Origin of the sequence: Pseudomonas sp. Irchel 3H9 (genome assembly GCF_900187495.1) — a bacterium.
GTDB lineage: Bacteria > Pseudomonadota > Gammaproteobacteria > Pseudomonadales > Pseudomonadaceae > Aquipseudomonas > Aquipseudomonas sivasensis.
Window position 1 is genome coordinate 18,337 of sequence record NZ_FYDK01000005.1, and the last position, 12,488, is coordinate 30,824.

General features: G+C 59.3%; 11 protein-coding genes. 2 read left to right on the forward strand and 9 right to left on the reverse strand.

What is annotated here, in order from left to right:
- Positions 1-122 precede the first annotated feature (122 nt).
- From plsX to CKW32_RS18730, 3 genes are read right to left on the reverse strand one after another with little or no spacing between them, the layout of a single operon-like run.
- Positions 123-1,133: a phosphate acyltransferase PlsX gene (plsX, locus tag CKW32_RS18720; protein WP_095185668.1), complete on the reverse strand. Its 1,011-nt coding sequence runs from the start codon at positions 1,131-1,133 to the stop codon at positions 123-125.
- A 4-nt stretch (positions 1,134-1,137) separates the two neighbouring features.
- Positions 1,138-1,320 carry a 50S ribosomal protein L32 gene (gene rpmF / locus CKW32_RS18725; protein WP_008152339.1) on the reverse strand — a complete coding sequence of 61 codons (183 nt, stop codon included), beginning with the start codon at positions 1,318-1,320 and terminating at the stop codon, positions 1,138-1,140.
- Between the two features lie 13 nt (positions 1,321-1,333).
- Positions 1,334-1,864: a YceD family protein gene (locus CKW32_RS18730; RefSeq protein ID WP_032886799.1), complete on the reverse strand. Its 531-nt coding sequence runs from the start codon at positions 1,862-1,864 to the stop codon at positions 1,334-1,336.
- Between the two features lie 105 nt (positions 1,865-1,969).
- Here CKW32_RS18730 and CKW32_RS18735 point away from each other — a divergent pair, with 105 nt between their 5' ends.
- On the forward strand, positions 1,970-2,548 hold the full coding sequence (locus CKW32_RS18735; protein WP_095185669.1) for a nucleoside triphosphate pyrophosphatase: 579 nt from the start codon (positions 1,970-1,972) through the stop codon (positions 2,546-2,548).
- 148 nt (positions 2,549-2,696) lie between these two features.
- On the opposite strand, the gene CKW32_RS18740 is transcribed toward CKW32_RS18735, so the two are convergent.
- Genes CKW32_RS18740 through rluC form a run of 3 tightly spaced genes read right to left on the reverse strand, consistent with a single transcriptional unit; the run spans position 2,697 to position 5,310 of the window.
- A complete protein-coding gene (locus CKW32_RS18740) occupies positions 2,697-3,680 on the reverse strand; it encodes a S49 family peptidase (protein ID WP_095185670.1) in 984 nt (327 codons plus the stop codon).
- 21 nt (positions 3,681-3,701) lie between these two features.
- A complete protein-coding gene (locus CKW32_RS18745) occupies positions 3,702-4,364 on the reverse strand; it encodes an HAD-IA family hydrolase (RefSeq protein ID WP_095185671.1) in 663 nt (220 codons plus the stop codon).
- Entirely contained in the window at positions 4,351-5,310 is a 960-nt protein-coding gene (gene rluC, locus CKW32_RS18750) for a 23S rRNA pseudouridine(955/2504/2580) synthase RluC (RefSeq protein WP_032886795.1), read from the reverse strand. Before rluC ends, CKW32_RS18745 begins: the two co-directional genes overlap by 14 nt.
- Positions 5,311-6,077: 767 nt before the next feature.
- Here rluC and rne point away from each other — a divergent pair.
- A complete protein-coding gene (rne, locus tag CKW32_RS18755; protein ID WP_218229662.1) occupies positions 6,078-9,260 on the forward strand; it encodes a ribonuclease E in 3,183 nt (1,060 codons plus the stop codon).
- Positions 9,261-9,321: 61 nt separating this feature from the next.
- On the opposite strand, the gene CKW32_RS18760 is transcribed toward rne, so the two are convergent.
- The 3 genes from CKW32_RS18760 to CKW32_RS18770 all read right to left on the reverse strand — a co-directional run bounded on the left by CKW32_RS18760 (position 9,322) and on the right by CKW32_RS18770 (position 12,360).
- Positions 9,322-9,900: an NTP transferase domain-containing protein gene (locus tag CKW32_RS18760; RefSeq protein ID WP_095185673.1), complete on the reverse strand. Its 579-nt coding sequence runs from the start codon at positions 9,898-9,900 to the stop codon at positions 9,322-9,324.
- Positions 9,897-10,883: an XdhC family protein gene (locus CKW32_RS18765; protein WP_095185674.1), complete on the reverse strand. Its 987-nt coding sequence runs from the start codon at positions 10,881-10,883 to the stop codon at positions 9,897-9,899. The genes CKW32_RS18760 and CKW32_RS18765 overlap by 4 nt, the downstream gene beginning before the upstream one ends.
- Before the next feature lie 145 nt (positions 10,884-11,028).
- The gene (locus CKW32_RS18770) at positions 11,029-12,360 is read right to left on the reverse strand and encodes a dicarboxylate/amino acid:cation symporter (protein WP_032886791.1); all 1,332 of its coding nucleotides are present in this window, start codon (positions 12,358-12,360) and stop codon (positions 11,029-11,031) included.
- Positions 12,361-12,488: the final 128 nt, after the last annotated feature.

Genomic DNA, 12,488 nt, shown 5'->3' on the forward strand with positions numbered 1-12,488 from the left:
CAAGCCCCTAATGATCTGGTCGTCAAAAATGCGCGCGCCGACTATGGGAGCGCGCGAAACTGACAGATTGGATGGTCAATTGAACTGGCCGGTCACATTTAAGCACTCCCGAGCCAATTCGCCTAAGGCAACAGATCCTCAAGACGGCCGTGCAAGCGTTGCGGCAGGTTTTCCTGAATCTCGATCAAGGCCCGCGCAATAGCACTTTGAAAGCCTTCAACACCGGCTGAACCGTGACTCTTCACCACAATCCCCTGCAACCCCAGAAAGCTCGCACCATTGTGCCGCGCCGGAGCCAGGTCGGCCTGCAGACGCCGCATCAACGGTAGCGCCAGAGCACCTACGATGCGCGATACCAGATTACGCCTGAACAACGTCTCAATGCGCACAGCGATCATGGTCGCCAGGCCTTCGCTGGATTTAAGCAGGATATTGCCGACAAACCCATCGCAGACCACCACATCCGCTTCGCCGCGGTAAACACCGTCACCCTCGACAAAACCGATGTAATTCAAGCCCCGCGCGCCCTGCAACAGACTGGCGGCAAGCTTGACCTGCTGATTGCCCTTGATGTCTTCAGTACCGATATTCAGCAAGGCCACACGCGGCCGGGCTATACCAAGCGCTTCTGCGGCCACCGAGCCCATCACGGCGAACTGGAACAAGTGCTCGGCACTGCAATCCACGTTCGCACCTAAGTCCAGCAGTTGGCAGTAGCCTTCCTGCGTTGGAATCGCCGCGACCATAGCGGGCCGGTCTATGCCAGGCAGCGTCTTGAGCACATACCGTGACAGTGCCATCAACGCCCCGGTGTTACCTGCACTGACACAGGCTTGCACCTTGCCATCACGCAATAACTCCAAGGCCACTCGCATTGAAGAGTCAGGCTTGCCGCGCAGGGCCGAAGCAGGCTTGTCATCCATGCTGATGGTTTCGCTGGCCGGCGTAATCGTCAGGCGCGCGCGATCCACAACCGGATGGCTGGCGATCAATTCTTCAAGGAGTGAGGGTTGACCGACGAGGGTCAGGTGCAGCGAGGGCGTAGCAATCAGGCTGGCAATACAGGCCTGAACAATGCTGCGGGGACCGAAGTCCCCGCCCATTGCGTCAATCGCGATGACTTGAGCAGACAAGTGATTACTCGTCAGCGCCCTTGTCGATCACTTTACGGCCACGGTATACGCCTTCTGGCGATACGTGGTGACGCAGGTGAATTTCACCGGTGGTTTTTTCTACAGACAGAGTGCTCGCCGTCAGGGCATCGTGCGAACGACGCATGTCACGGGCGGAACGGGATTTTTTGTTCTGCTGAACAGCCATAATTGATTAACTCCTAAACGTTTGGGTCACGCTTTAACTGCGCCAATACACTGAACGGGTTGGACCGCGTTACCTCGTCCTCGCTCGGCTCGGCCTCGTCATCGAGACCCTCCGGCTGCTGGCATTCTTCCGGATGATGAGCAGGCACAATGGGCAAGGCGAGCAGAAGCTCTTCCTCGATCAGTGCATGCAGATCCAAAGGATCTTCGCCCAGTTCCAGCACGTCATAACCTTTCGGCAACGACTGGGTATTCGCACCCTCCTTTACCACGGCATAACTGCACTCGCTGTGGATCGGCAGGGTGACCAGCTCAAGACAACGCTGGCAAACCATTTTGACCTCGGTGTCGATAAAGCTGTGGATTACCACAGATTTACGTTCATCTCGTTCAAAAACGAATTTGGCCTGCACCGTACCGACAGTGTCGGAAAGCGGGTCGCAGAGTCTCTCCAAATCGGCCAGCAGCAATTCACCTTGAAGGGAAGTGCCACGATCAGCCAATTTGCGCGGGTCAACGTGAGGTGGAATCGGGTCATTCAACATAGGCGCAGCATTATAGGGATGCACCCAGCCATGTCAAAGGAAATTCAGCCCTGTGCGTCAGCCGGTCGCCCCGCTAGAATCGGCGACTGCCTTGAGGAGTCGTACATGCTGCCTTTATTACTCGCTTCCAGCTCGGTTTATCGCCGGGAATTGCTCAGTCGCCTGCACCTGCCATTCATCTGCAGCTCGCCGGATATCGACGAAAGCCATGCTGCAAATGAGTCCGCCATCGAGCTGGTCAAGCGCCTGGCCGAAGCAAAGGCGCGCGCCCTCGCCGCCAGCCACCCAGGACACCTGATCATCGGTTCAGACCAGGTCGCCGCACTGGAAGGCCGCATCATCGGCAAGCCTCACACTTTCGAAAATGCGCGTGAGCAGTTATTGGCCGCCAGCGGCAAGCGTGTCAGCTTCCTCACCGGCCTGGCCCTGCTGAACAGCGAGACGGGGCGCTGCCAGGTCGACTGCGTGCCCTTTACCGTGCACATGCGCGAGCTGGATGCAGCGCGCATCGAGCGCTACCTGCGTGTCGAACAACCGTATGACTGCGCGGGCAGCTTCAAGGCGGAAGGACTGGGCGTGAGTTTGTTCCAAAGCACCGACGGGCCAGATGCGACCAGCCTTGTCGGCTTACCGCTGATTCGCTTGGTAGATATGCTACTCAGCGAAGGCGTGCAAGTCCCTTAAGAACACCGCAAACCAAATACGGGAGAGGGTTTTCCCCCGCTAGAAGCGTATCAGCCAACCTTGGGTTGACTGATCCACCGCTATCGGGGGGCAAGTCGAATCATCGCACCGCCCCTCCTACATTTTGACCTACGACAGACTTGAGATATTAGCGCAGCGTCGGCCCCTGGAAGCCCATGTACAGCGCCAGCTTCTCAGCCACGCTGGCACCGAGCCTCTTGGAGAAGCGATCAAACGGCGATTCCTCAACCGTGAAATCCACCAACTCCTTCTCGCCAATCACATCCCGCGCCACCGAACTGGCACTGCCCAGGCCATCGATCAAACCCAGCGGCAACGCCTGCTCACCGGACCACACCAGCCCCGAGAACAGCTCGGGATGATCTTTATCCTTCAGACGATCCCCGCGCCCCTGCTTCACGCTGGCAATGAACTGGCGATGAGTGGTATCCAGCACGCTCTGCCAGAATTGTGTTTCATCGGGCTTTTGCGGCTGGAACGGATCCAGAAACGCTTTGTGCTCGCCCGAGGTGTAGGTGCGGCGCTCGACACCCAGCTTCTCCATAGTGCCAACAAACCCATAACCGGCCGCCGTCACACCAATGGAGCCCACAAGACTGGCCTTGTCGGCATAGATCTGATCAGCGGCACTGGCGATGTAATAAGCACCCGAAGCACCCAGATCGGAAATCACGGCGTACAGTTTGATATCCGGGTGCAGGCCACGCAGGCGGCGAATCTCGTCATACACATAACCCGATTGCACCGGGCTGCCGCCCGGGCTGTTGATGCGCAGTATCACCCCTTTGACCTTGGGATCTTCGAACGCAGCACGCAGGCTGCCAACGATGTTATCGGCGCTTGCCGGCTCCTTGTCGGCAATTACACCGCGCACCTCGATCAGCGCGGTGTAGTTCGCGCCACGGGTTGCGCTCTTTTCCATATCCATCAGCGGACTGAACAGCGCCAGCATGAGCAACAGATAAGTAAAGGTCAGCAGCTTGAAGAAAATCCCCCAGCGCCGCGCACGACGCTGCTCCTGGACGCTGGCCAGGAGCGTCTTCTCCAGCAGCTTCCAACTCTTGTCGTCACCGCTTTCAGCCTTTTCAGGCGCTTTCCACTCATCACTCATGCCATCAACCCCAGCAAAGACTTATTGAGCCCGACCGAGCCAGGCCTGCAATTCAGAAAAATGATCAATCGTGACCCTAGGCTCGTATTGCTGTAACGCCTCAGCGGACTGGGCACCATAGCTGACTGCAACGCTGTCCATGCCGGCGTTGCGCGCCATCATCAGATCGAAGGAAGCATCACCCACCATCAGCGCCTCACGCGGCGACACGCCGCAATGGGCAAGGATCTGCTCCAGCATCAGAGGGTGAGGTTTGCTGGCGGTTTCATCCGCAGCACGGGTGATGTCGAAGTAATCTTCCCAACCATGAGCCTTGAGCACCCGATCCAGCCCGCGACGAGCCTTGCCGGTAGCAACTGCCAAGTGGTAGCCCTGCGCCCGGAACGCCGCCAGCGATTGCACAACGCCCTCAAACAGCGGCGAAGGCTCTGCCTCCAGCGCAATGTAGTGATCGGCGTAATGCTCGCGAAACGCTATCAGTTCAGCGTCACTGATTTCGGGATACAGGGTACGGATGGCTTCAGGCAGCCCCAGACCAATAATGCCCTTGACCGCCTGATCGCTGCATAACGCAAAGCCTGAACGGGTGGACGCCATGTGCATCGACTCGACAATGCGACCAATGGAGTTGGCCAGCGTCCCATCCCAATCAAAAATCAGCAGCTTGTAATCAAGGTGCGACACTCAAACGCTCCACGGTCTTGGCCCACATCTCATCGACAGGCGCCTGCAACTTCAGCTCGCCACCATCAGGCAGCGGCACAGTCAGCATGTAGGCATGGAGAAACAGGCGCTTACCGCCCAAGTCTCTAATTTCCTTGGAAAAGTCTTCGTCGCCGTACTTGGTATCACCGGCAATGCAATGGCCCGCATGCAAGGTATGCACGCGAATCTGGTGGGTACGCCCTGTGACCGGTTTGGCCTCGACCAGGGTGGCGAAGTCACCGAAGCGGCGCAGCACCTTGAACAGGGTCAGGGCTTCTTTACCCTCCTCGTCCACTTCGACCATGCGCTCGCCCGAGCGCAGATTGCTCTTCTGAAGCGGCGCGCGAACGCTTTTGATTGAGCTGGCCCAGTTGCCACGCACCAACGCCATGTAGCGCTTGTCCACGCCATCACCCCGCAGGGCGGTGTGCAGGTGCCGCAACATGCTGCGCTTCTTGGCGATCATCAACAGGCCGGAAGTATCGCGATCCAGGCGATGGACCAGTTCCAGCTCCTTGGCATCCGGGCGCAACTGGCGAAAGGCTTCGATCACCCCAAACGTTAGGCCGCTGCCACCATGCACAGCAATACCACAGGGCTTGTTGATCACGATTAGTTTGTTGTCCTCAAAGACAATCGACGCCTCAAGGCGCTGCAGCAGCCCTTGCGCGAGGGGAACAGGCTCGTCCCGCTCAGGCACGCGCACTGGCGGCACACGGACGATATCGCCCGCCTGCAGCTTGTACTCGGGCTTGATACGACCCTTGTTCACGCGCACCTCGCCTTTACGCAAGATGCGGTAAATCAAGGTCTTGGGCACGCCTTTGAGCCTGGCCAGGAGAAAGTTGTCGATGCGTTGGCCGGCATATTCCGGCGAGACCTCAAGCAGCTGGACGCTGGGGGTCTGGGGGGCGGTAGTCGTCATGGCGGCGATGATAACAATTTTTTATGGAATTGAAGCACTTAATCATTGCTGCTATAGTCGCGAACGCCGCCAAAAGCGGCCTGGACAGAGGACTTGCGGCAAGCTGCCGGCCCTGACCATCGCAATTCATCAGGACGCGAGGCCGTCCTACGGGGCTTTCGCCACCCTGGAAGGTTCGAGATTGTAACAAGCGCAGGTGACATGAGGCCTGAAGCGAGTGCAGAACGCAGAGTGAATACTCGCATTCTGCGCCGATATTTACGGCCAGTTCACAAAGTGCAGTCAGTCTTGTGCCAGACCACGGCGAATGCTTCGGAAACAACGCCTGTTAAGAGCTGAGTGAGAGCGCAGTCGCCCACATTCAGTCTTGTTTAGCCATGAGCGTGAACTCCCCATTGGAGTACACGGTAAATGCCAACCCGCTGCGGATTCTGCGCGCGGCAGCACCCGAATTATCAGGGATACGTGTAGGGTGGAGATGCACAACCGTCGGACCGTGTAGCACTAGGCTTATATTTAGACGCTTCATCTCGTCCACAGTCGCCGGTTGATTCCTCCTCCTGACCTTAGCTTTTGTTGAAGTGGTGCCTTTGTCACCACCGCTAACAAGCAGGACGCGTCCGTCGCGATACCGGCCCAATTGGCCGATTTTGCTGGACACTGGAGTGGCCAACCACTCTTGACGCACCTGACACCGACCGTGAGAAGTCGTGTGTGCCGAACGCCGTTTCCGGCAGCCCGGAAACCGACGGTACAACATGAAAAGAATGCTGATTAACGCAACTCAACCCGAAGAGTTGCGTGTTGCACTGGTAGATGGCCAACGCCTCTACGACCTGGACATCGAATCCGGTGCACGCGAGCAAAAGAAGGCCAACATCTATAAAGGCCGTATTACTCGCATCGAACCAAGCCTTGAGGCTGCCTTTGTCGATTTCGGCTCCGAGCGCCACGGCTTCCTGCCCCTCAAAGAAATCTCCCGCGAATACTTCAAGAAAGCCCCCGAAGGCCGCGTGAACATCAAGGACGTCCTGAGCGAAGGCCAGGAAGTCATCGTCCAGGTCGAAAAAGAAGAACGTGGCAACAAGGGCGCCGCCCTGACCACCTTCATCTCCTTGGCCGGCCGTTACCTGGTGCTGATGCCGAACAACCCACGTGCTGGCGGCATTTCCCGCCGCATCGAAGGCGAAGAACGCAACGAACTGCGTGAAGCGCTGAACGGCCTGATCGCACCGGCCGACATGGGTCTGATCGTTCGCACTGCCGGCCTGGGCCGCAGCAGCGAAGAAATGCAGTGGGACCTCGACTACCTGCTGCAACTGTGGACCGCTATCAAAGAAGCGTCCCTGGATCGTTCCGCGCCGTTCCTGATCTATCAGGAAAGCAACGTGATCATCCGCGCCATCCGCGACTACCTGCGCCAGGACATCGGCGAAGTGCTGATCGACAGCGTTGAAGCCCAGGACGAAGCCCTGACCTTCATCCGCCAGGTGATGCCGCAGTACGCCAGCAAGATCAAGCTGTACGAAGACAGCGTTCCGCTGTTCAACCGCTTCCAGATCGAAAGCCAGATCGAGACCGCTTTCCAGCGCGTCGTAGAACTGCCTTCCGGTGGCTCCATCGTGATCGACCCGACCGAAGCACTGGTGTCCATCGACATCAACTCGGCGCGCGCAACGAAGGGTAGCGACATCGAAGAAACCGCCCTGCAGACCAACCTGGAAGCGGCTGAAGAAATCGCCCGCCAACTGCGCCTGCGTGACATCGGCGGCCTGATCGTGATCGACTTCATCGACATGACCCCAGCCAAGAACCAGCGCGCCGTGGAAGAGAAAGTCCGCGAATGCCTGGAAGCTGACCGTGCCCGCGTGCAAGTCGGCCGCATCTCGCGCTTCGGCCTGCTGGAAATGTCCCGTCAGCGCCTGCGTCCATCCCTGGGCGAGAGCAGCGGCATCGTCTGCCCGCGTTGCAACGGCACCGGCATCATCCGTGACGTTGAATCGCTGTCCCTGGCGATCCTGCGCCTGATCGAAGAAGAAGCCCTGAAAGACCGCACCGCCGAAGTCCGCGCGCAAGTGCCGATCCCGGTCGCCGCTTTCCTGCTGAACGAAAAACGTAACTCGATCACCAAGATTGAACTGCGCACCCGTGCCCGTATCGTCATCCTGCCGAACGATCACCTCGAAACGCCGCACTTCGAAGTACAGCGCCTGCGTGACGACAGCCCGGAAGCCCACAGCGGCCAGTCCAGCTACGAAATCGCTGCTGCCGCTGCCGAAGTGGAAGAAGTCCAGCCAGCCGCCGCGACCCGCACTCTGGTTCGCCAGGAAGCTGCCGTGAAAACCGCGCCAGCCCGTGCCAATGCACCAGTGCCGGTTGAAGCTGCCGCACCAGTTGCTGCACCAGCCGCCATGCCTGAGCCGAGCCTGTTCAAAGGCCTGGTGAAATCGCTGGTCAGCCTGTTCGCTACCAAAGAAGAGCCTGTGGCCCCGGTTGTAGTTGAAAAACCAGCCTCCGAGCGCCCGGCACGTAACGAAGAACGTCGCAACGGCCGTCAGCAGAGCCGCAACCGCAACGGTCGCCGTGACGAAGAGCGCAAGCCGCGCGAAGAACGGGCACCGCGTGAGGAACGCGCGCCACGTGAAGAGCGTGCGCCTCGTGAAGCCCGTGAAGAAACACCAGCCGTAGCCCGTGAAGAACGCGCACCGCGTGAAGAGCGCGCACCTCGCACCCCACGTGCTCCGCGTGAAGATCGCAAGCCACGTGGCGAGCGTGAGGAACGCGTACGTGAACTGCGTGAGCCGCTGGACGCTGCGCCAGCCGTTGCTGCTGCCGCTGCTGCGACTACCGAAGAGCGCCCGGCCCGCCAGCCGCGTGAAGAACGCGCCCCTCGTGAAGAGCGCCAGCCGCGCCCTCCGCGTGAAGAGCGTCAACCACGCGCCGAGCAAGCTGCTTCCGCCAGCGAAGAGGAAGAAGTACTGACCGGCGAAGAGCAACTGCAGGAAGATGGTCAGGACAACGCCGAAGGCGATCGTCCTCGCCGCCGCTCCCGTGGTCAGCGTCGTCGCAGCAACCGTCGCGAGCGCCAGCGTGATGCCAACGGCAACGTAATCGAAGGCTCGGAAGAGACCGGCGAGAACGCTGAGGGCGCAACCAACGAAGCTAACGAAACGACGGGTGCCGAACTGGCTGCCGGCCTGGCCGTTACTGCTGCCGTTGCCAGCTCGGTCATCAGCGCTCCTGCTGAAGCCCAGGCTCACGAGCAAGCTGAACGCGCTACTGCAGCCGTTGAAGAAACCGCTGCTGTAGAAGCACCAGTTGCCGAGACCCCAGCGGTTGAAGCACCGGTCGTTGAGGCCCCCGCTGTTGAGGCAACTACCCCGATCGAAGCCCCAGTGGTTCCGGAAGTGGAAGTAGCCCCGGTTCGCGACGCCCAGCCAGAAACCGAAGCGGTCGCCATTGAACCTGCGCCGGTTGTTGAACCTCAGCCAGTGGTTGAAGCCGTAGTTGAAGCTCCGGCTGTCGAAGAAGCTGCCCCAGCGGTGCGTGAAGTTCGCGAAGAACAGACCGCCTTCCAGTGGACTGCCGAACCTGCCGCCCCGGTCGAAGCTCCCGCGCCAGCGCCTGTTGTAGAAGAAGCGCCAGCACCGGTGGTTGAAGTCGTGGTTGCCGAGCCCGCACCAGTGGCTGTTGAAGCCCCGGTTGTTGCTGAAGTTGAAGCACCCGTGGTTGAAGCTGCTCCTGCCAGCGCCTTGAGCGAAAACGGCCGTGCGCCGAACGATCCACGTGAAGTGCGTCGTCGCCGCAAGGAAGCTGAGGCAGCCGCCGCTGCTGCTGCCGCCGCCGCTCCGGCTGTAGTCGAAGCTGTCGAAGCGCCTGCTCCGGTTGCTGAAGCCGTGGTAGAGCACAAGGCCCTGGAAGAAGAGCACGAGCCTAAACCCCTCGTCTGATTCCATCAGCCACTAAAAAGCCCCGCCTGAGTGATCAGGCGGGGCTTTTTTTGTCTGCCGGTCAGCGGTAATGCAACAACGCGGGCACATCCACATCCCACAACACACCGGGATCCTCCACCCGCACCGCCTTCAAAACAGCCTGTACAAATAACGCTTTGGCACCACGATCGCCACTCAGCGCCATCAAGGCGGGCCCAAGTGCACGGGCAAAGGCAACCGGGTGGCCATACTGACCGGCATGTACCGGCACATTGATGCTATCCAGACCGTCTATCACGCGCTCGATCGTCGACGCTTGAATAAACGGCATATCCCCCAGTACCACCAGCCAACCCTGCGCCGAAGCACTGGCCGCGACAGCTGCGGCAATACTGTCGCCCATGCCAGCCGACTGCAGCAACAAGACCTTGCAGCCATACACCTTCGCCAACCGAATGACCTCCGAACGATCTGGCGAGGTCACCACCCAGCGCTCCACTACGTCTGCCGGCAGATTCAACAGCACCTGCTCGATCACCGGTCGCGTCACGCCATCGCGACCTACACAGAGCGCCAGCAATTTATCCTGGTCGGCCCCAGCTTCTGCGCGGAAGCGGCTGCCCTGCCCTGCCGCCAGCACAATCGCGGTCACGGTCACTCAGCTACCACCGGCAAAGGCTTTTTCTGCATAGGCGCCACGCCGTTCTTGATTGCGACAATTTCCGCCATCAGCGACAGCGCGATTTCCGCCGGCGTATGGCTGCCGATATGCAAACCAATCGGCCCATGCAAGCGGGCAATCGCCTCCGCCGACAAACCCAGTGCGGCGAGGTTTTCACGGCGCTTCTGGGTATTGACCCTTGAACCTAGCGCGCCGATATAGAAGGCATTGGAATTCAACGCCGTCAGCAACGCCATGTCATCCAGGCGCGGGTCGTGTGTGAGGCAGACAATCGCTGTGCGTTCGTCGGTCTGGATATTCAACACTGCCTCATCAGGCATACCCGGCACAAAGCGGCCATGTTGCTCTTCCCAGCCATACACGAACTCTTCGCGCGGGTCGCAGATCAGCACTTCGAAATCCAGCAAACGCGCCATTTCCGCCACATAGCGCGACAGTTGCCCGGCGCCGATCAGCAGCAGGCGCCAGCGTGGTCCATAGATGGCGCGCAAGCGTTCACCGTCGAAACTCACCACATCAGTCTTGCTCGCGCCGCTCAGGGTCACTTCGCCGGTAGCAAGGTTTAGCTCCCGAGCAACAATCTGATGATCCTCGCAGCGCGCCAGTAACTTCTCTACCCAGCCCCAGTCATCCACCCTCTCCTCGGTCAAGCGCAGCGTGCCGCCGCACGGCAGCCCAAAACGCGCAGCTTCGTCGCGTGTAACGCCGTAGGTCACCAGTTGTACCGGCGGGCCGTCATCAGGCAAGCGGCCGTCCTGCAACCGCGCGATCAAGTCATCCTCGATGCAACCACCGGAAACCGAGCCAATCACCACGCCGTCGCCCCGCAGGGCTAGCATTGCCCCCGGCGGACGCGGTGCACTGCCCCAGGTCTGGACCACGCTGTACAACACCACTCGCTGTCCAGCGCGGCGCCATTCCAGCACGCTGCGCAGGACATTCAAATCCACACTGTCCATTCAGTCTCCCGCCAGCGTTGTTGATGAAGTATTCATTTACTGTAAAGCAAAGCGATTCAAAAGTGGCCGAGCAGAAACGCAAACGCCCCGAACCAGTCGGGGCGTTTGCGTATAGCTGCTAGCGTGGGCTCACGCCTTCAGCGGCTTACTTGACGACAGGTGCAGGGCCTTCGGCCACGCCCAGGTCATCGATTTCGCGGGTTTCGGAGATACCGGTACCGCCAGACGCCAGCTCGCTTTGCAGCTTGTCGGTGTCCAGTTCCTTGACCCACTTAGCCACAACGATGGTGGCAACGGCGTTACCGACCAGGTTGGTCAGTGCGCGGGCTTCGGACATGAAGCGGTCGATACCCAGGATCAGCGCCAAGCCGGCAACCGGCAGGTGGCCTACAGCCGACAAGGTTGCAGCCAAAACGATGAAGCCACTACCGGTCACGCCAGCAGCGCCTTTGGAGGACAGCAGCAGCACCAGCAGCAGAGTGATCTGGTGGGTAATGTCCATGTGGGTGTCAGTCGCTTGAGCGATGAACACGGCAGCCATGGTCAGGTAGATCGAAGTACCGTCAAGGTTGAAGGAGTAGCCAGTCGGGATTACCAGACCTACTACGGATTTCTTGGCACCCAGACGCTCCATCTTGATCAGCATGCGTGGCAGTGCGGACTCGGAGGAGGAAGTACCCAATACGATCAGCAGCTCTTCACGGATGTAGCGGATCAGCTTGATGACGCTGAAACCGTGAGCGCGGCAGATACCGCCCAGCACCACCAGCACGAACAACAGGCAAGTGATGTAGAAGCAGATCATCAGTTGGCCCAACTGCACCAGGGAACCTACACCGTAGGCACCGATGGTGAACGCCATGGCGCCCAGGGCACCAAGTGGCGCGAGCTTCATGATCATGTTGATGATGTTGAACATCACGTGGGCGAAGCGATCGATGAAGTCCAGCACCGGCTTGCCGTAGGCACCCAGGCGATGCAGGGCAAAACCGAAGATCACCGAGAACATCAGCACTTGCAGGATATCGCCGTTGGCGAAGGCGCCGACGATGGTGTTCGGGATCACGTTAAGCAGGAAGCCAACGATGCTCTGGTCTGCGCCAGCAGTCACATAGGCAGCGACTTTGGAAGCGTCCAGGGTCGCTACGTCGATGTGCATGCCGGCGCCCGGTTGCACAACGTTCACCACGATCAGGCCGATCAGCAGGGCGACGGTGGAAACGATTTCGAAGTACAGCAGCGCGTAGCCGCCGGTTTTGCCGACCGATTTCATGCTTTGCATGCCAGCGATGCCGCTGACAACGGTGCAGAAGATGATCGGGGCGATGACCATTTTGATCAGTTTGATAAACCCGTCACCCAGTGGCTTAAGGGCCACACCGGTTTGCGGGTAGAAGTGACCGAGCAAAATACCGATAACGATTGCAACGATCACCTGGAAATACAGGGATTTGTAGATTGGCTGACGAGTCGTCATTGCAAAATTCCTCAATCGTCCCGTGTGGCAAATATCCGCCATTGCCCACGACACTTGAATTGCGAACCCTCCTGCACTGGAGGGATTTGTTGTTTGCGAAGCCTGTAGGTCCAGGCCTGCGCTGTAAT

Coding starts and splice junctions, on each gene's coding strand:
- rpmF (WP_008152339.1), bottom strand. CDS start 1,320: ATGGCTGTTCAGCAGAACAAAAAATCCCGTTCCGCCCGTGACATGCGT.
- CKW32_RS18730 (WP_032886799.1), bottom strand. CDS start 1,864: ATGTTGAATGACCCGATTCCACCTCACGTTGACCCGCGCAAATTGGCT.
- CKW32_RS18735 (WP_095185669.1), top strand. CDS start 1,970: ATGCTGCCTTTATTACTCGCTTCCAGCTCGGTTTATCGCCGGGAATTG.
- CKW32_RS18740 (WP_095185670.1), bottom strand. CDS start 3,680: ATGAGTGATGAGTGGAAAGCGCCTGAAAAGGCTGAAAGCGGTGACGAC.
- rluC (WP_032886795.1), bottom strand. CDS start 5,310: ATGACGACTACCGCCCCCCAGACCCCCAGCGTCCAGCTGCTTGAGGTC.
- rne (WP_218229662.1), top strand. CDS start 6,078: ATGCTGATTAACGCAACTCAACCCGAAGAGTTGCGTGTTGCACTGGTA.
- CKW32_RS18765 (WP_095185674.1), bottom strand. CDS start 10,883: ATGGACAGTGTGGATTTGAATGTCCTGCGCAGCGTGCTGGAATGGCGC.
- CKW32_RS18770 (WP_032886791.1), bottom strand. CDS start 12,360: ATGACGACTCGTCAGCCAATCTACAAATCCCTGTATTTCCAGGTGATC.